Genomic DNA, 18780 nt, shown 5'->3' on the forward strand with positions numbered 1-18780 from the left:
AATCGAAGACGGACGAAACGCGGCCGAGCGGTTCGACGCTCGAGTAGTTCGGCTGGTCGTGACGAAGAGCGATGACTGCAGGCACAAACCCCTTGCAGAAGGACGTCGCTGCAGTGTGGCGGATCGCTACTCTCGCTCGCCCGCACCGAGCGCCGCCTCGCCGACCTTCTCGTGGCCCTCGATGACCTCTTTTCCGCCCATGTACGGCTGCAGGGGCTCGGGGATCGTCACCGTGCCGTCCTCGTTCTGGTAGTACTCGAGGAGCGCCACCATAACCCGGGGGATCGCGAGCCCGGAGGCGTTCAGGGTGTGGAGATATTCGGCCGATTCGTGGCGCTCGGGCCGGTAGCGCAGGCCGGCGCGGCGGGCCTGGAAATCCTCGAAGTTCGACGCGCTCGAGACCTCGAGCCAGCGGCCGCCTTCCTCGGGGCCGTCGTCCATGTCGTCGCCGGGGGCCCAGACCTCGATGTCGTAGGTCTTGGCGCTGGCGAAGGTCAGATCGCCGGTACAGAGTTCGAGGACGCGGTAGGGGAGGCCGAGTTGTTTGAGGACTTCCTCGGCTTCCTCGAGGAGGTTCTCGAGGCGGTCGTAGCTCTCCTCGGGTTCGACGAAGTTGACGAGTTCGACCTTGTTGAACTGGTGGACGCGGACGATGCCTCGCGTTTCGGTACCGTGCTCGCCGGCCTCGCGTCGGAAGTTGGGCGTGTAGGCCTGGTGTTTGAGCGGGAGGTCGTCGTCGAGGAGGATCTCGTTTGCGTACATGTTGGTGACCGGTACCTCCGCGGTGGGGCAGAGCCAGAGGTCCTCCTCGTCGTACGCCTCCTCGTTGCTCCCGCCCAGGCGGTAGGCATCGTCGGCGAACTTCGGGAGCTGGCCGGTGCCGCGCATGGAGGCGCTCTTGACCGGGATCGGCGGAAACACGTCGACGTAGTCCTGCTCGCGGTGGATGTCCAGCATGAACTGGATCAGGGCGTGCTCGAGCTGTGCGCCCTCGCCCTTGAGGAAGTAGAAGCCAGCGCCGGTCGTCTTGGCGGCGCGTTCCTCGTCGATGATGTCGAGCTCCTCGCCGAGGTCGTAGTGGGGGATAACCTCGTCGGGCAGCTCGTGCGAGTCGTCGAACCCCCAGCGCCGATCCTCGACGTTGTGTCGCTCGTCGATCCCCAGCGGAACGCTCTCGTGGGGGAGCTGTGGGATCTCGAGGATTCGTTCTTTGAGTTCGTCCTCGAGTTCGACGCCCTCTTCCTCGACCTCCTCGATCTCGTCTTTGAGTTCTCGGGACCGCTCGATAGCGTCCTCCCGTTCCTCGTCTTTGCCCTCGGCGACGAGTTCACCGATCTTCTTGGTGATCTGGTTGCGCTGATGGCGCAGGTCGTCGCCGCGAGCCTTCAGTTCTCGCCACCGCTCGTCGAGCTCGAGTAACTCGTCGAGGTCGACGTCCGCCCCGCGGTTCTCGAGGGCGTCGCGTACCTCGTCGGGGTTCTCGCGCAGATAGGTCCGGTCGAGCATTGGTCTTGCCCATGCGTTCTTTGTGCCCGGGCAAAACCGTGTCGGAAGGCCGCCTCTCCCTCGCTCGTTCGAGCCGTCGGCGGGAAACGCTTTTTTCGCCGGCGGGCCGACTCTCACGGTATGGACCCGCTCGAGGGCGAGCTGTCGTCGACGTCGATCGAGTACGAGCCCGTCAGCGTCAAGGACGTGCTCGTGGAGATGAAGGACACCGCGGAGCTGTTGATCGACCTTTCGTACTCGGCGGTGCTCCACCAGAGCGAGCCGCTCGCCACGGAGGTGCTTCGACTGGAAGAGCGGATGGACGTCCTCGAGTTGCGCGCGCGGATGAGCCTCCTGATGGCCGCACGGAAGCCCGCGGACGCGGAACAGCTCGCGCCCGTCCTCGGGATCGTCGGCGCGGCCGACGGGATCAGCGACGCCGCCGGCGACATCGCGAAGATCGTCCTCGACGACGTGGGGCTGCCCGAAGCGATGCGGGCCGCGTTGCCGGACGCGGCGGGCACTCTCGTTCGGGGCGTCGTCGCTCCCGACTCCGCTTACGCCGGGCGGGCGCTGAAAGACATCGATCTCGAGTCGGAGACGGGCGTGCGCGTGATCGCGCTCCGGCGGGGAAACGAGTGGCTCCTCAACCCCGGCCCGAACACGCGCGTCGAGGCCGACGACGTGGCGTTTCTGCGGGGCCCCGATTCGTCGATCGGCGGCGTTTACGAGACGCTGACCGGCGAGGTCTACGAGGCACCCTCCGCCGAGACGGCCGACATCGACGATCTGGAGCGGGCGGTGGATACCATCATACACATGAAGGATTTCTCCGAACTCGCGGTCGATCTGGCCTACAGCAGCGTGCTGTTCGACAGCGAGGAACTCGCCGAGGAGGTCCGCAACCTCGAGGTCGAAGTCGACGCGATGCAATCGCGATTCGAGGCGTGGACGCTACGGGCGGCCGCCGACGCGCGGGACCCGGTCGCCCTGCGGGGCCTGATCCAGCTGGGCAGCAGCACGGAGCGGATCAGCGACACCGCGATCGAGATCAGCGAGGGCGTTCTGCGGGATATCGACGTTCACCCGGTCGTGCAGCTGGCCGTCCAGGAGAGCGACGAGATCATCACTCGCGTCGTGGTCGAGACGGGAAGCGAACTCGACGGCACTGCGGTCACCGCCGGCGTTCCCGACGCCGAGTCGACGATGTCGGTGATCGCCATCCGCAGACCCAGCGAGGGGTGGCTGCTGGTCGCGGACGCAGACGCCGAGTTACGCGGCGGCGACGTGCTCATTTCGAAAGGGACCCGAACCGCTGCTGCGGCTTTTCGGGAACTCGCGTCCGCGTAGCCCCGATTTGTTTCCGTCGCGACGGACCGCTGCTTCCGTCCGTTCTTTAAGTGCCTCTGGTCATAAGATATAGATACGACGGGAGAACGGTCCTTCTCGAGCGAACTCACTGACCACCGAGACGCGAGTCTCCGGAACATCCGAGTTCGTTTCACCTCGCGCGGGTCCATTCGATCTCAGTTTAGGACCACGATCGCGACAGCCGAGAGGACGATAACGCCGAGAATGTCACAGAGGTTCGTGACGACCGGGATCGTCGTATCGTCGGGATCCAGCCCCTGTGTGTAGGAGACGTAGGTCGCACCGAGACTGAGCGCGACCGCGATGACGGCCAGCAGCATGCCGCTGACCATCGAGATGACCATGAGGTCGACGAGCGCCATCGGTTCGGCGATGACCTGGCCGACGATCCAGGCGGCGATCCCCAGCGCAGAGAAGATCGTCACTGCGAGCCCCAGAATCGCCAGGATGTTCGTCCACAGCACCTCGTCTCGAGGGTCGAACTCGAGCAGCCCGAGATGCAGCCGGGTCGAGAGCCGCGAGGAGAGGATCGCTCCGAGGTTGCCGCCCATCCCGATCATCACGGGGACGAGCACGAGCAGCGTCGGGTTCGCGAGGTAGGTCTCCTCGAGTGCCTCGAGGACGTAGCCCGATCCCATCTCGAGCATCGAGAGGACGAGCAGGATGGGAAACATCGTCCTGACGATGTGCCGGATCGTCCAGGTGTCGAGCGGGTCGTCGGGGTCCGCGGCCGCCATCAGAACACCACCCCGATGACGGTGAGCGCGACGAAGAGGAAGACGACGCCGAAGACGTCGCCGAGCGTGGTGACGATCGGCCCGATCAGGTTGTCGGGATCGAGACCGTACTTGTAGCTCGCGAACACCAGTCCCAGCAGCCCGAATATCAGGGTGAACGAGGTCAGGACGCCGGAGACGAGCATAATTCCGACGAGTTCGACGAGCCGCGCGGACTCGCGCCCCAGCACCTGCAGAATGCCCCACGAGAGGAACGCGATGAATACCGAGATGCCGATTCCGTTGATGAAGGAGGCGGCGACCGCGTTGACGAGTCGCCGGTTCCACGAGAACTCCGGGTCGATCATCCCCTGGTGGAGGCCGCTCGAGATGCGCGCGCCCAGCGCGCCGTAGACGTTCCCGCGGGTCGCGAGAAAGGCGGGAAGCAACAACAGCATACCGGGGAACCGTTCGAACCCGGCCGTCATCCCCTCGGAGCCGAGGACCGACCCCGCGAAGATCCCGCCGGCGAGACTCACCACGAGAATCGGCAGCGACTCGCGGTAGATGCGCCACGCGGTTTGGCGACCCTCCATAGCGGCGAATGACGTAGTCCGGACATAAACCTACCGCGGGTCGAACGCGAACACATCGCTCGACGGCGTGTGGGCTGGTACCATTTCTGGCCAATCGCTAACGTGTTTCGCCGGCGCTCGCTCGAGGAGGGCCGTCCCGGCTCACTCAGATCGGACTCGCCGTGACGAGGACCCACGCGAGACCGATCGCCGCGAGCGAACAGGCGAGGGTAGCCGCGGCGTTGCCGACCGCGAGAGCTCGATCCCCACGCTCGTACAGCCGGACCGTCTCGACCGAAAACGTCGAGAAGGTCGTGAACGAACCGCAGATTCCGGTGCCGATCAGTCGAAGCGTCGACTCGGTAGCGCCCGCGAAGACCGCGAGTCCGAAGACGAAACTGCCGACGACGTTGACCGCGAACGTCGCCAGCGGGAATCGATCGCTCGAGGCCTGAGCTGAGACGCGCTGACCGACCCAGTAGCGGAGGACCGCACCGATCGCGCCGCCGGTGCCGACGACGTGGGCCGGCTCGAGGTCGACGGTGACGGCTGCGTGGGTGACGGTGACGGCCGTTTGGGCGAGAATGACGGCCGCATGGGCGAGCAACCGGACAGTGACGGCTCCCTCGAGAACCATCGCACTCACGCCGTCTCACCGCCGGCGTGGTGCGGCGTCCCGATTCGGCGCGCGAGCGCCCGTCCCGCGAGCACGCCGAGCAGCCCGAGTCCGTAGTTCGCGGCGACGATGCCGCCCAGCGCGAGCGGATTCGACGCGAGCGCAGTCTGGAGCGCGAACGTGCTGTAGGTCGTCAGCGAGGAGAGAAACCCCGTCGTGAAGACGAGGCGGGCCCGCGTTCCGATGTGACCCGCGTACTCGGCCTCGTAGACCAGAAAGCCGAGGAGGGCGCTCCCGACGGCGTTGACGAGGACGATCGAGGGCACGTCCGGGAGCGCTTCCATCGCGAGAAACCGGAGGTTCGAGCCGGCGAAGCCGCCGACGGCGATCAGCGCGAGCGTCTCGAGTCGAACGAGCGGATGTGCGTCTGCCATGGCTGAGTGGTCACAGAGGGGGCGTCAGACGAACTCCTGCCAGTCAGCTCCAGGGCACCCGCGACCCGCCATGCGGGTGCGCCGGGACGCAGTGACAGCAGCCCGTCTCAGCCGACCGACGCTCGCCGGTGCCAGCGCTGGGATCAACGCCAGCAATGGACCGGCACGTCTCGCCCGGCGGTTAGGTCAGGCGGCCCCCATCGCCTAATCGTGTGCCCCCTCTCGCGGGCATACAATGAGGGTTCCGGATGTCGTCCCTGGTTCTTCTCGGAGTAACCCCGCGGCCCCGCATCGTGCTCGAGCACCTCGAGTCGCGGAAGGAAAAGATCCAAGGTTAGACTGCCTCTAAACCGAGCTATGACCGGAGACGCTGCCGGGGACGGCGGGCGGGGCGGGTTCGCGCGGGCGTCGTGGGCGAACGTCCTCGGTAACGTCGTGAAGATCGTCGCCGAGGGGGCGGCGGGACTCGCCTTCGGGAGCGTCGCCCTGCTCGCGGACGCGGCCCACTCGCTCGCGGACCTCGTGGCCAGCGTGGTCGTTCTCGTCTGGGGCCGAAGCGCGTTCGACGAACCCGACACGACCCATCCGCACGGCCACGATCGGATCGAACCCCTGACGGCGCTGTTCGTCGGTGCCGTCATCGCGCTCCTCGGCCTGAATCTGCTCTACCGGTCCGTCGAGGGACTCCTCACCGGCACCGATATCGAGTTCAGCGTCCTGCTCCTCGTGGCCCTTGGCTTCGCAATCGTCGACATGTACCTCGTCTACCGCTACACCGTTCGGATCAACGAACGCCTGCAGTCGACGGCGCTCGCGGCGCTTGCGAAGGACTGCCTGAACGACATCTACACCTCGGTCGCCGCCATCGTCGGCGTTCTCGGCGTCCTGGTCGGCTATCCGATACTCGACCCCGCCGCCGGCGGCCTCGTCAGCCTGCTGGTCGTCTATCAGGGCGTGGAGATCGGCAGGGAGAACGTCGATTACCTCATCGGTGCCGCGCCCGGTCCCGAAAAGCGCGGGGAGATCACCGACCGCCTGCGGAGCCACCCGGCCGTCGAGGGCGTTCACGACCTGACCGTCTTCTACGACGGCACCGTCCTCGAGGTCGAAGTCCACGTCGAGGTCGACGGCGACATGCCGTTTCGCGATGCCCACGACATCGAATCGGAACTGGTCGATCAGTTGCGAGGCCTCGAGAACGTCGGCGACGCACACGTCCACCTCGATCCGTCCGGAATCGGCGAGTGGAAGGAGTCGGCCGACGAGTTCGGATCGCCTTAGTTGTTTTCGACGGTTTCGACGGCGTTCGCGGGAGACGACGCGCGCGGCAACGTGACGACGAAGGTGCTCCCGTCCGGGCCGGTATCGGCGAGGCCGACGGTGCCGCCGTACCTGCCTGCGAGGATCTTGGAGAGGTAGAGGCCGAGTCCGTGGTTAGTCGACTTGCGTTCGAACAGCGTCTCCCGAGTCGTCTCGGGAATCCCCGGGCCGTTATCGGCGACCGTGACCGTCACGGTCTCGGGCGCCGCGTCGACGGTCACGCGAACGCGCGGCGTGTCGCCGTCGTTGTGTTCGATCGCGTTCTCGAGGAGGTTCGAGAAGACCCACTGCAGTCCCTGATTTCCCCTGACGGCGACCCCGTCGGGCAGCGTCGCCTCGAGTACGGCGTCGTCGAACCGGGCGCGACACTCGTCCAGCTGCGCCTCGAGTAACGCGGTGAGGTCGACGGTGCCGGTTTCGGCTCCGCGGTTCGCGTCCAACATTGCCCGCACGTCCTCGATGACGCCGACGAGGTCGCCGCTTTCGCCTTCGATCGTCTCGAGACGATCGTGGAGCCGTTCGTCCTCGTATTGCTCGCGTAACAGCGATGCGTGACCGCCGATAATCTGGGCGGAGTTCAGCACCTCGTGTCGGAGGAGGTCGTTCAGGTACATGAGGAGCGCCCGCTCGTCCTCGAGCTGTTCGGCGCGGACGGTGGCCGCCGTCGCTTCGACCTCCCGCTGGATCGCTCGCGCTTCGACGTAGCCGACCGCGAATCCGGCGACGCCGCCCGCGTTGACGGAGAACTGCGCCCAGCTGAGGTTCCCGGCGAGCGTCGAGGGGACGACGAGCATGGTCAGGAGATTGATCCCCAGAAAGCCGACTGCACCGCCGAGACACCACTTGCAAACGCGAGCGTACCGGTTCTCGTCGATGTCGCTTCGGGTGAGCAGATAGCCGCCCCAGACGAGACCGAGGGCTGGACCACCCACGACGGTAATACTGAGCAGGATATTGGCGATCTCGAGTAGCCCCGCGAACGCGATCAACCAGCCGACGAGGAACACGACCGAGAGCCCGCCGAGTCCGCTGATGATCCAGGGGACCGAGTTCTGCGTGAGCCAGGGGACGACCGGGCAAACGCGAACTCGATCCGACGCATCGTGGCTCATCTCGTCGTCGAGGACCACGACAGTTCGTGACCGATTCGGTTCATCTACCGTGTGCAAGAGGACGGGGTGTAATGTCTGTAACGGCTCTCGAGTCGTCGCGTTCGCGTCGGCTGGCCGCGACGCGAGCTTTTATCCTGCGCGATGACGGGCTATCGATATGGAAGTCGGAGACGTCCGCAAAGTCACGACCGGAGACTGTTCGGATCTCTACTATCTCGACACGGGGATGTACGGTACGGACGAGTACGGGGCCGTCTACATCATCGACGACGACCGCCCCGCCGTCGTCGACACCGGTATCGGCACCAACTACGACCTGCTCCGCGAGGCCCTCGAGGACGTCGGCATCGCTCGGGACGAACTCGCGGTCATCGCGTTGACCCACATTCACCTCGATCACGCCGGCGGCGCGGGCTTTCTCGCGGCGGACTACCCGAACGCCGACGTCTACGTCCATCCGATCGGGACCGATCACCTGATCGATCCCTCCCGTCTGGTCGCCGGGACGAAAAATGCCGTCGGCGAGCAGTGGGCCCACTACGTCGAACCGGAGCCGATCCCCGGCGACCGGCTCATCGAGATCGAGGACGGCGACGGTATCGATCTCGGAACGCACGAACTGCGCGTTCACGCGGCACCCGGCCACGCGCCCCATCAGGTGGTCTTCGAGGATCCCGCGAACGATGCAGTGTTCGTCGCCGACGCCGCCGGCATCTGGGTCCCGAAGATCGAGGAAATCAGGGAGACCTCACCGCCCTCGAACTTCGACCTCGAGCAGTGTCTCGACGACATCGAGACGCTGAAAGCGCTCGATCCGGACGTCTTCTGCTACCCCCACTTCGGGCCGCGATACGTCGGCGACGACGTCGATCGGGCCCTCGAGGAGTACGCGACCGTCCTCGAGGAGTGGGTCGACGCGGTCGCGGACAAACGTCGGGAACTCGCGGACGACGAGGCCGTCCTCGAGCACTTCGCCGACGCGACCGAGATGACCGACGTCTGGGGAGCAGAGAAATCGAGCGAGGAGGCGAAACTGAACGCGCGCGGCGTGCTGGGCTATCTCGAGCACCGGGAGTGAGCGCGGGCCGACCGACGCGCCGTCGCGAGGATCCCGATCAGTCGTCCCGACGACAATCAACGTTCGGTTCTTTTCCGTTGAGATGCAGTTTTCGGGCGTCATCGTGGTGTTTTCGGCGGATCGGACGGAAGCGATAAACCCGCCGACAGATGAAACCCGTTTCATCACGTTTTATCGCACGGGAGCTACTCTCACGCGTATATGAACTGGCGGGATGCCGAACGAGAGTACGAGGACGAGGTCATCGGGGAGACGACGCTCGCCCGGATGTTCGAGGAATCGGCCGAACGGAATTCGAATCGGCCGGCCCAGAAGTACAAGGGTGGAATCTACGAGCGGTCGCTGACCGACTCGGTCCTGCCCGCCGCCACGCCCGGCGAGTTCCGGACCATCTCCTACGCGGAGATGCGCGATATCGTCCGGACGCTTTCGGCCGGCTTTCGCGAGTTAGGGGTCGAGACGGGGGATCGGGTCGGTCTCTTCGCGAACACCCGGATGGAGTGGGCCCAGTGCGATTTCGCACTGCTCTCCGCCGGCGCGGTCATCACCACCGTCTACACGAGCTCCTCGCCCGATCAGGTCGAGTACCTGCTCGACGATCCCGACGCCGACGGCGTCGTCGTCGAGAACGAGGAGTTGCTCGAGAACGTTCTCGCGGTCGAGGACGAACTCGATCTCGAGTTCATCGTCTCGATTGACGAAATCGACGGCTACGACGACCGCGACGATATCCTCACTCTCGGCGACGTCTACGCCAGCGGAGAGGAGACCTTCGACCTCGAGGCCTACGAGGCGCGAATCGAGGAGACGGAGCTGGACGACCTCGCGAGCCTGATCTACACCAGCGGGACGACGGGCCAGCCCAAGGGAGTGCAGCTGACTCACAAGAACTTCCGGTCGAACGTCAACGGTATCCGGAAACGCTTCGCGCCGCGCCCGGACAAGGGAGACGACGTCCCGACGTTGGACGAGGAGTCGCTGGCGATGTCGTACCTGCCGCTGGCGCACGTCTTCGAGCGGACGGCCGGTCACTTCGTCCTGTTCGCGAGCGGTGCCTGCGTCGCCTACGCCGAGAGTCCGGACACGCTGCAGGAGGACTTCAGTACCGTCAGCCCGACGACGGCGACGAGCGTGCCTCGCGTCTACGAGAAGATCTACGACGGCATCCGCGAGCAGGCCAGCGAGTCGGGCGCGAAAGAGCGGATCTTCGAGTGGGCCACGGACGTCGGCGTCAAGTATCAGCAGGCCGACTCCCCGGGGCCGATCCTGACGGCCAAACAGGCGCTGGCGGACAAACTCGTCTTCTCGACGGTCCGCGAGGCGCTGGGCGGCGAGATCGAACTGCTCATCAGCGGCGGCGGGAGCCTCTCGCCGGAACTCTGTCGGCTCTACCACGCGATGGGACTCCCCATCTACGAGGGGTACGGCCTGACCGAGACCTCGCCGGTCGTCTCGACGAATCCGACGGACGCCGTGAAGATCGGCACGATCGGCGCGCCGCTGGTCAACGTCGACGTGACAGTCGACGAGACCGTCGCCGATCAGGAGGCCTTCGCCGACGACCCCGGCGAGGTCGGCGAACTCCTCGTGAAGGGACCGAACGTTACGCAGGGCTACTGGGACAAGCCCGGCGCGACGCAGGGCGCGTTCACGGAGGAGGGGTGGTTCCGCACCGGCGACATCATCCACCTGCGGCCCGACGGTTACCTCGAGTTCCGCGACCGAATCAAACAGATCATCGTTCTCTCGACGGGGAAGAACGTCGCGCCCGGTCCGCTTGAGGACGCCTTCGCCGCGAGCGAGGTCGTCGAGCAGGCGATGGTCGTCGGTGACGGCGAGAAGTTCATCGGCGCGTTGCTGGTCCCCAACACGGCGCACGTCCGTGAGTGGGCCGAGAAAGAGGGGATCGACCTGCCCGACGATCCCGACGCGATGTGTGACGACGAGCGCGTCCGCGACCACATCCAGCAGGAGGTCGACCGGGTCAACCAGAACTTCGAGAAACACGAGACGATCAAGCGATTCGAACTCGTGCCCCAGGAGTTCACCGAGGAAAACGACATGCTCACCCCGACGATGAAGAAGAAGCGCCGGGTCATCCTCGAGCGGTTCGAGGACCGCGCGAATCGGATCTACGAGGACGACTGATTTCCGGTGCGATGACGGCCGGCCGTCGCTCCCTCGCGGACCCGATCGGGAGTGACGGCTGGGGACTCGTATCGACCACGTTGTGGCCGTTTCTCAGAGGAGTTAACCCACTGGAGTGATTCTGTCGAGACGAATGGACATGGCAGTAGCGTCGTGGCATCGATCGCCCCCGGGTCGCCAGAGACGACTATGACGGCGGGTGGCGGCGGCGATCTACTCATACTGGTCGCTGCGATTGTCGGACTCGGCGTCATCTCGCAGCTGCTGTCGGCCCGATTCCGCGTTCCGAGCGTCCTCTTTCTCATCGCGTCCGGGGTCGCGATCGGGCCGGAAGGACTCGGCGTGTTGACCATCGGCTCCTTCGGCGAGAGCGGCCTCTCGACGATCGTCGGGCTCTCGGTCGCCATCATCGTCTTCGAGGGGGCGTTCCACCTCAAGATCAGCAAAATAAAGGAAGCGCCAACGGCCGTGTTTCGGTTGACGACGATCGGGGCAGCGATCGCGTTTCTGGGTACCGCCGGTGCGGTCCGCTTCTTTCTCGAGGCCGACTGGGACATCGCGCTGTTGATCGGCGCGCTGCTGATCGCGACCGGCCCGACGGTCGTCACGCCGATCCTGAAGGTCGTTCCCGTCCGAGACCGGGTCGCGGCGACCCTCGAGACGGAGGGGATCGTCAACGACGTGACGGCGGCGATCCTCGCGGTCGTACTGTTCAAGTCGATGACGATCCAGGAGATCAACGCGGACGTTTATCTGCAACTGTTCGCCGAGCGACTCGGGACGGGGCTGCTCGTCGGCGTCGTCGTCGCGGCTGCCGTCTGGGCCCTCCTCCAGTACGTCGATCTCTCGCCCGACAACGCGCCGCAGAACGCGCGATTGCTCACCCTGGCGGGGGCGATCATCGCCTTCGGCGCGGCCGATTACGTCTTCGCCGAGGCGGGCGTCGCGGCCGCGGCGACGGCCGGGCTGATCCTCGGAAACGCCAATCTCCCCTACGAGGACGAGATCGAGGCGTTCAAGGGCGACATTACGCTGCTCGTCCTCTCGTTCGTCTTCATCACGCTCGCGGCCTTGCTCGAGTTCGATCAGCTGCTCGCACTCGGGCTCGGCGGCGTGGCCGTCGTCGCGATCGTCATGCTCGTCCTGCGGCCGCTCCTGGTCTTCCTCTCGGCACGCGGCGGCCGATTTACGTTCAGCGAGACGCTCTTCATGAGCGCCGTCGGCCCGCGGGGGATCATTCCGGCGTCGGTCGCGACCCTGTTCGCCATCCGGCTGCAGACCGAGGCGGCACCGACGAACCCTGCCGGTGCGGACCTGCTCGTCGGAACCGTCTTCCTCGTTATCCTCGTGACGGTCGTCCTCGAGGGCGGCCTGGCCCGGCAGATCGCGGAGAAACTCGACGTGATACCTATGCGTGTACTCATCATCGGCGGCGGCCGCGTCGGCCGCTCGCTGGCAGAACGACTGGAAGCGCGCGGCGAAAACGTGGTCCTGATCGAGGAGGACCTTGCGGCCCTCGAGGACCTTCGCAACGACGGGTTCACCGCCCGTCAGGGCGACGGGACCGATGTCGAGGTGTTGCGCGAGGCCGGCGCGGAGAACGCTCGGATCGTCGTCGCGGCAACCGGCGACGACGACGTGAACCTCCTCGTGGCACAGCTCGCGCAGTCGAACTTCGACGTTCAGACGGTGATCGCCCGCGCGAACAACCCGTCGAACGCGTCGGCGTTCGAGGATCTCGGCGTCGAGACGATCTCGGCCGCCGAATCGACCGCGTGGGCGATCGACAACGTGATCGAACGGCCCGCGCTCTCGAACTGGATGTCGGAACTCGGTCGCTCCGGGGACGTCCAGGAGGTCGAGATCACCGACGAGTCCCTCGTCGGAAAGACGGTCGTCGATGTCGGCAGCGAACTCCCGGGTGGCGTCCTCATCGCGCTCGTGAGTCGGAACGGGACCAACGAAGTTCCGTCCGCCGATGTCGTACTGCAAGAGGGCGATCACATCACGCTCATCGGCCGGACCGAGGCGGTTCGCGAGGCCATCGAACAGTGCGGAACGCCGGTGTAGTCGCCGTCGAATTCTCCGTTACGCAGTCGACACTGGCGCGACGTTCGGTCCGTAGGGCTCGGCAACCCCACAGTTTTCGTCCAGTAACGCACGCTCGAGCCCGTTTCCGACGACTCGAGCGGGCGGCGTCGAGCTCAGGTCGCGACGAGTCCGACAGCGACCACCGCGAGCGCCAGCCCGGCCACGTTCGTCGCGGTGAGCTGTGCGTCGAAGTAGAAGACGCCGACGATCGCCGGGACCACGAAGTAGAGCGCGGCGACCGCCGAGACGATGGCCATGTTTCCGCGGGCGAGCCCGGTGTAGAAGCAGATGGAGCCGGCCGCGAGGAACGTGCCGGAGACGAGCGCGAAGCCGACGTCGACCCGGGTTCCGGTGATCGGCCGGCGAAGCGAGAGCACGTAGCCGCCGGCGATGACGAGACTCGCGACGTACGAGAGGAAGACGGCGTTGACGGGCGAGAGCGATCGGGTCGCGACGCCACCGGCCACTGCCCAGCCCCCGTAGAGGAGCAACGCGGCGAGTGCGAACAGAATTGCCGTGCTGACCATGGGTGCGGCTTCTTCGTGATCCCGAAAAACGTTCCGTTCGCGAGGAGCGTCTCCCGTCGCCGCCGCGACCGCAGCTCAGGCTTCGTTCGACGGCCGGTGCTCGGCTTCGCCGGGGAGGATGTCGCCCAGCGAGCCGCCGATTGCCATCGCGGTGAAGACGACCGACACCTGACAGAGGTTGACCCACGGCTCGTCCCACGACACCCGGCCCCACAGCGTCATCAACCCCGACGCGGTCGCGAACGCGATCAGCAACACCCAGACGGGCCGGCGCGGGATCAGACCGAAGTAGGGATTGTGGATCTGGACCTCCCGGAAGTCGGCGACGTAGAGGATGCCGACGACGAGCGCGGCCGTAAACACGAGGTTAACCAGCAACAGCGCCGGGTGGGTCGCGAGGAACGCGCCGATGCTCGCGACGCCGTCCTCGACCAGCATCGGTAACCCGATGATGACGCTGCCCACGAACGCCTCGGCCTTGTCCTTCCGGGTGAATCCGGTGATGACTTTCTCCACCGTCGGACTGTGCGAGAGCCGGCTGACCAGCCGCATCGTCCGGTGGACCTCCGTCCGTTCGTCGGCCGTATCGACCGTCTCCTCGAGGGTCTCGAGTTGCTCGTACACGTCGTCGATGGTCGTCTCCTCGAGTGGCTGATCCGGCCGCGACATGCACGGGACCAGACGCCACGAATAGATAAAGCCAGTCCACCGCTGTCGATGCCGCCGACAGCCGGTCTTCGAACCTCGTTCGAATCCGCTCGTACCGGTCGGACACGCCCGAAAAACCGACACCGTTTTGCGGCCGTACCTACCAGTATGGTACTATGAAACACGTACGAGGACCGCTGTGTTCGATCGACGTCGGCGAGCGAACGGCCGAGACCGAGGAGATCGACGACGTCCTCGAATCAGCTATCGGCGGGCGTGCGCTCGGGACGAAACTCGCCCACGATCGGATCCCGTTCGACGCCGATCCGCTGGGGGCCGACAACCGGCTGTACTTCGCGACGGGGCCGCTCCAGCACTCGACGATGAGCTTCACCGGACGGATGTCGGCGACCGGCGTCTCGCCGCTTACTGACGGATTGCTCTCTTCGAACGCTGGCGGCTTCCTCTCGCGGAACTTCACCGGGACCGGCTACAGCGCCGTCGAGATCATCGGCTCGAGCGACGAACTGGTCATCGTCCACGTTACGGACGAGGGCGTGGAGTTCGAGGCAGTTCCGGAACTCGAGGAGGCCACCGTCCCCGAGACCTGCGAGTACATCGAGGACGAACACGGCCTCGGCTCGGAGCACACGACGGTCATCGGCCCCGCGGGCGAGAATCGGGTCCGCTACGCTTCGATCATGACTTCCGAGGAACGGGCCTTCGGCCGCGGCGGCCTCGGTGCCGTCCTCGGGTCGAAGAACGTCAAGGCGATCACCTTCGACGGCGACTCGACCCGCGAGGTCGAGATCCCGCCGCTCCAGATGGAGATCCACGGCGAGGCCGCCCAGGCCGAGCATCCGATGAAAGCGCAGGGGACCACCTCGGTCGCGGAGTACGCGAACATGGTCGAGGCCCTGCCGAGCTACTACTTCTCCGAACTCTCCTTCGAGGGGATCGACGGGATCAGCGGCGACCGCGTCGAGGAGAAGAAGTACAAGAAGGGGACCTGCTCGTCGTGTGCGTTCGCGTGCAAACTGCCGACGCGAGACGAGGAGTCCGGCCTCGAGACCGAGGGCCCGGAGTACGAGACGCTGATGGCCTTCGGCTCGAACTCGGGCATCGACGATATCGTCGACCTGATGAAGTCGAACAAGCTGTGCGACGTGTACGGGCTGGACACCATTTCGGCGGGCGACACCGTCGCAGCCTACCTCGCCAGCGAGGACGAGTTCGGCAACGCCGACCTCATCCACGACCTCGTCGAGAAGATCGCCCACCGCGAGGGCGTCGGCGACACGCTCGCGGAGGGCGTCGATCGCATCCACGACGAACTGGGCGTCGAGAACTGGTCGGTCAAGGGCATGGAGTTCGCCGCCCACGACGGCCGCACCCTCAACGGGCAGGGACTGGCCTTCGCCACGTCGAACCGCGGTGCCGACCACATGTACGCCGAGTTCTACCCCTACGAGTACCCGCTCGTCGACGCCGACGACGCCTTCGACAAGGAGGGCCTCGAGGACAAACCGCCGAAGGTCGTCGAACTCGAGAACATCAACGCGATCAAGGACAGCGCCGTCCTCTGTAAGTTCTCGCGTGACTTCGTGACCGACGAGCGCCTCGAGACGCTGCTCGACGCCGACTACGAGGAACTGCTCGCACTCGGCGGCGAGGTCGTCACGCTCGAGCGTCACTTCAACAACCAGCGCGGCTTCGACCGGGGCGACGATACTCTGCCCTACGAGATCCCGGACTTCGAGCGGGGGCTGGCCGAGTACTACGACGAACGGGGCTGGAACGACGACGGGACGGTCCCCGACGCGGCGTTCGAGGGCGGCCACGGCGCGCCGGCCGACGACTGACCGGACCGTCCGATCGCGTTCTCACTGAATCGGAATTCGCGTCACCGACCGAGCCGGCGTTCTGATCGGAACCGTCGCGGCCGACGCGCCGTCCGCGTTCGCCGACTCGAGTTCCTCGAGCCGTCGTTCGATACCGTTGTGGTGGCCGGCACCGATAACCGCGACGACGTCGGTTCCCTCCCTGCGGAGCGCGTGGAGTCGCTCCGCCATGGCGCGGTCGCGCCGGTCGATCAGCACGGCCGCGACTTCGGGGAGGAGCCGCCGCAGGTGGTCGATCGCCGGCTGGACGTCGTCGCCGCTCGTGATCTCCTCGAACGGCAGCGATAGCAGTTGCATCTGATCGGCGTACTCCTCGGGTCCCATCGACTGCATCCGGAGCATCGTTTTCGGGATCGTCAGCGGCCCGAGCCGACGGGAGAGGGCCTGCATGATTTCGTCGATCGGTTCGTCGATGAGCGCGATATCGGTCTCGAGCTCGGCGGCCGTCTCGATCGCCGCCTCCATGTCGGTGTATTCGGGATCGAGGCCGTACAACCGCACGACCGACCGCTGGAGCGCCCGCAGCGCGCTATAGGCGGCCGCGGTCGGCGGCGGCAGTTCGCGGGTCAGTTCGGCGAGATCCGGGCCGGTGTCGCCCTCGAGACGTTCGAAACGCGACTCGTCGAGTTCGACGGCGACGAGATCCGGGGCCGTCTCGCGGATCGCCGCTCGGACGCGCCGCCGGTGCGTCGGTGAGAAGTGAACGCTGGGGACGAGGGTGATGGTTCCGTGGTCCGACATCCCGTATTCGTTCGTCCGCCAGCGGCTTGAATCCACGACCGCTCGCGGACCGACCCCGTCGAACCCGTGGGTACGTCGACCCGTGGGTGCTCGAACGCCCGTCGGCGGTTACTCGTCGCGCTTTTCCTCGTCGTTCTCCGGCGAGAGTCGGTCGTCACCGCGCGAGGGCAGCGGCGTGTCGTCGGCTCTCGAGGGATGGACGTTGAAGTTGTGCTCCCGATAGGGGTCGCTCTCCGGATCGTAGGAGAGTTCACTGCGCTCGAACAGGTAGATAAAGAACCCGATCAGCGGCAGACAAAAGGTGATCGCCGCCCACTTCTTCGGCGGCTCGAGGCCGACCCGTCCGGCGTCGTAGTAGGCGACGGCGGTGAGCCCGAGGTGCCACAGGAGCGGAATCCCCACGAGTACCGCCAACAGCGGGTCCATACGCCTATGCACGCGCTCGAGGCACCTAAATCGCTGGTTGCTCGCTCGAGGTGATCGGTTCGTTCTCGGCGGCTCGAGTGCTAACAGGAGGTGGAACGCACTGCCGTACTCGGATGAGGAGGCGAGTGTTCTACCGGATTCAGATGAGGAAAGCGGCGTGTTCTGCTATCGTGGCGACAGGGAATCGCCACGCCCTCCCCAACCGATTCGCTCACTGCTCACGGTTCCCGTCGGTCACCGTTCGCTAGCGAGGGATTCACTCCGTTCATCCCTCGCATCGCTCGCTCATCCCTCGCACGGCTTTGAGCCGCGTTCGCTTTCGCTCACTGCGGCTCAGCGCGCGCCACCGCGCGTGGATTGATCCCGTTGTATCGTCTATTCCGCCCGAAAGAATCGCAAAACCGGATCGGTCGGCTGCCTTAGTTGACGTCGAACTCGATCGCCGCGCCCTGACCGAAGCCGACGCAGAGCGTCGCCAGCCCGAGGCCGCCGCCGCGCTTCTGGAGTTCGTTGATCAGCGTAACCGGCAGCCGTGCGCCGGAGGCTCCGAGCGGGTGCCCGATCGCGATCGCACCGCCGTTGACGTTGAAGATGTCGGGGTCGATACCGAGTTCGTCGCGGGAGTACAGCGACTGGCTCGCGAACGCCTCGTTGAGTTCGACCAGATCGTACTCGTCGATGTCGCGGCCGTTGCGCTCGAGTAGCCCCTTCGTCGCCGGGACCGGACCGATGCCCATGACGGTGGGGTCGACGCCGGCGACGTTGTTCATGCCGACCTCGGCCATGATCTCGAGATCGTGTTCCTCGGCGAAGGCCTCGCTCGTGATGAGCAGGGCGGACGCGCCGTCGGAGATCTGGGAGGCGTTCCCGGGCGTGACGGAGCCGTCCTCCTTGAAGACGGTCGGCAGCTCGGCGAGCTTTTCGGCGGTGGTGCCGGGGCGGAGGCCCTCGTCTTCCTCGACGGTGCCGTCCTCGGTCTCGATCGGAACGATCTCGTCGTCGAAGCGGCCCTCTTCGGTGGCTTCGACCGCGCGCTGCTGGCTGCGGGCGGCGTACTCGTCCTGTTCCTCGCGGCTGACGCCGTACTCCTCGGCGACCTTCTCGGCGGTCATTCCCATCTGAAGATCGCCGAGATCGTACAGTTCGGCCAGCTTGGGATTGATGCCGTCGAAGCCGCCGCCCATCGGGACGCGGCTCATGTTCTCGACGCCGCCGGCGATGATCGCGTCGCGGTTGCCGGCCGCGACGGCGTCGGAGGCGGAGATGACGGCCTGCATCGAGGAGGCACACCAGCGGTTGATCGTCGTCGCCGGCACGCTCTCGCCGAGCTCCGAGAGCAGGGCGATGACGCGGGCAAGGTTGTTGTCCTGTTCGCCGCGCTGCTGGGCACAGCCCCACATCAGGTCGTCGACCTCCTCGCCGGAGAGGCCTGTTTCGGCCAGGATTTCGTCGATTAGCGGCACCGAGAGCGATTCACTTCGAACGTCGGCGAACACGCCGTCTTCTTTCCCCTGTGGCGTTCGTACTGCTTTCACGACGACTGGCGTCTGTGACATATACTACCGAACATCCCTCACGAACTTAAATCCGG

The 18780-nt window shown here is 65.8% G+C and carries 17 protein-coding genes; 6 read left to right on the forward strand and 11 right to left on the reverse strand.

Features of this window, described 5'->3' with window-relative positions; all coding sequences use genetic code 11:
• Positions 1-126: 126 nt before the first annotated feature.
• Complete coding sequence (gene serS / locus LDH74_RS18265) at positions 127-1506, reverse strand: serine--tRNA ligase (protein WP_226040105.1); 1380 nt, start codon at positions 1504-1506, stop codon at positions 127-129.
• Positions 1507-1626: 120 nt separating this feature from the next.
• Here serS and LDH74_RS18270 point away from each other — a divergent pair, with 120 nt between their 5' ends.
• The gene (locus LDH74_RS18270; RefSeq protein WP_226040106.1) at positions 1627-2835 is read left to right on the forward strand and encodes a potassium channel family protein; all 1209 of its coding nucleotides are present in this window, start codon (positions 1627-1629) and stop codon (positions 2833-2835) included.
• A 176-nt stretch (positions 2836-3011) separates the two neighbouring features.
• Here LDH74_RS18270 and LDH74_RS18275 read toward each other — a convergent pair whose 3' ends face one another.
• The 4 genes from LDH74_RS18275 to LDH74_RS18290 all read right to left on the reverse strand — a co-directional run bounded on the left by LDH74_RS18275 (position 3012) and on the right by LDH74_RS18290 (position 5197).
• The gene (locus LDH74_RS18275; RefSeq protein ID WP_226040107.1) at positions 3012-3593 is read right to left on the reverse strand and encodes a magnesium transporter; all 582 of its coding nucleotides are present in this window, start codon (positions 3591-3593) and stop codon (positions 3012-3014) included.
• Positions 3593-4168, reverse strand: a complete 576-nt coding sequence (locus LDH74_RS18280) for a magnesium transporter (protein WP_226040108.1) — start codon at positions 4166-4168, stop codon at positions 3593-3595. The genes LDH74_RS18275 and LDH74_RS18280 overlap by 1 nt, the downstream gene beginning before the upstream one ends.
• A gap of 145 nt (positions 4169-4313) precedes the next feature.
• On the reverse strand, positions 4314-4784 hold the full coding sequence (gene crcB, locus LDH74_RS18285; RefSeq protein WP_226042560.1) for a fluoride efflux transporter CrcB: 471 nt from the start codon (positions 4782-4784) through the stop codon (positions 4314-4316).
• A gap of 5 nt (positions 4785-4789) precedes the next feature.
• Positions 4790-5197 carry a CrcB family protein gene (locus LDH74_RS18290; RefSeq protein WP_226040109.1) on the reverse strand — a complete coding sequence of 136 codons (408 nt, stop codon included), beginning with the start codon at positions 5195-5197 and terminating at the stop codon, positions 4790-4792.
• 357 nt (positions 5198-5554) lie between these two features.
• Between LDH74_RS18290 and LDH74_RS18295 the strand changes: the two genes are divergently transcribed.
• Complete coding sequence (locus LDH74_RS18295) at positions 5555-6478, forward strand: cation diffusion facilitator family transporter (RefSeq protein ID WP_226040110.1); 924 nt, start codon at positions 5555-5557, stop codon at positions 6476-6478.
• Here LDH74_RS18295 and LDH74_RS18300 read toward each other — a convergent pair.
• On the reverse strand, positions 6475-7629 hold the full coding sequence (locus LDH74_RS18300) for an ATP-binding protein (RefSeq protein WP_226042561.1): 1155 nt from the start codon (positions 7627-7629) through the stop codon (positions 6475-6477). The genes LDH74_RS18295 and LDH74_RS18300 overlap by 4 nt on opposite strands.
• A gap of 157 nt (positions 7630-7786) precedes the next feature.
• Between LDH74_RS18300 and LDH74_RS18305 the strand changes: the two genes are divergently transcribed.
• From LDH74_RS18305 to LDH74_RS18315, 3 genes are all read left to right on the forward strand, one after another.
• Positions 7787-8707, forward strand: coding sequence for an MBL fold metallo-hydrolase (locus tag LDH74_RS18305; RefSeq protein WP_226040111.1), 921 nt, complete (start codon positions 7787-7789; stop codon positions 8705-8707).
• Between the two features lie 201 nt (positions 8708-8908).
• Entirely contained in the window at positions 8909-10855 is a 1947-nt protein-coding gene (locus LDH74_RS18310) for a long-chain fatty acid--CoA ligase (protein ID WP_226040112.1), read from the forward strand.
• A gap of 189 nt (positions 10856-11044) precedes the next feature.
• On the forward strand, positions 11045-12925 hold the full coding sequence (locus LDH74_RS18315; RefSeq protein WP_226040113.1) for a cation:proton antiporter: 1881 nt from the start codon (positions 11045-11047) through the stop codon (positions 12923-12925).
• Positions 12926-13059: 134 nt separating this feature from the next.
• On the opposite strand, the gene LDH74_RS18320 is transcribed toward LDH74_RS18315, so the two are convergent.
• A complete protein-coding gene (locus LDH74_RS18320; RefSeq protein WP_226040114.1) occupies positions 13060-13473 on the reverse strand; it encodes an EamA family transporter in 414 nt (137 codons plus the stop codon).
• 75 nt (positions 13474-13548) lie between these two features.
• On the reverse strand, positions 13549-14142 hold the full coding sequence (locus LDH74_RS18325) for a DUF2391 family protein (RefSeq protein ID WP_226040115.1): 594 nt from the start codon (positions 14140-14142) through the stop codon (positions 13549-13551).
• Between the two features lie 155 nt (positions 14143-14297).
• On the opposite strand from LDH74_RS18325, the gene LDH74_RS18330 reads away from it, so the two are divergent.
• Positions 14298-15983: an aldehyde ferredoxin oxidoreductase C-terminal domain-containing protein gene (locus LDH74_RS18330; RefSeq protein WP_226040116.1), complete on the forward strand. Its 1686-nt coding sequence runs from the start codon at positions 14298-14300 to the stop codon at positions 15981-15983.
• 21 nt (positions 15984-16004) lie between these two features.
• Here the strand turns inward: LDH74_RS18330 and LDH74_RS18335 are convergent, their stop codons facing one another.
• The 3 genes from LDH74_RS18335 to LDH74_RS18345 all read right to left on the reverse strand — a co-directional run bounded on the left by LDH74_RS18335 (position 16005) and on the right by LDH74_RS18345 (position 18745).
• Complete coding sequence (locus LDH74_RS18335) at positions 16005-16763, reverse strand: TraB domain-containing protein (protein ID WP_226040117.1); 759 nt, start codon at positions 16761-16763, stop codon at positions 16005-16007.
• A 108-nt stretch (positions 16764-16871) separates the two neighbouring features.
• The gene (locus LDH74_RS18340; RefSeq protein WP_226040118.1) at positions 16872-17189 is read right to left on the reverse strand and encodes a PLD nuclease N-terminal domain-containing protein; all 318 of its coding nucleotides are present in this window, start codon (positions 17187-17189) and stop codon (positions 16872-16874) included.
• A gap of 419 nt (positions 17190-17608) precedes the next feature.
• Positions 17609-18745, reverse strand: a complete 1137-nt coding sequence (locus LDH74_RS18345) for a thiolase family protein (RefSeq protein WP_226040119.1) — start codon at positions 18743-18745, stop codon at positions 17609-17611.
• Positions 18746-18780: the final 35 nt, after the last annotated feature.

The organism is Natrinema sp. DC36 (assembly GCF_020405225.1).
Lineage (GTDB): Archaea > Halobacteriota > Halobacteria > Halobacteriales > Natrialbaceae > Natrinema.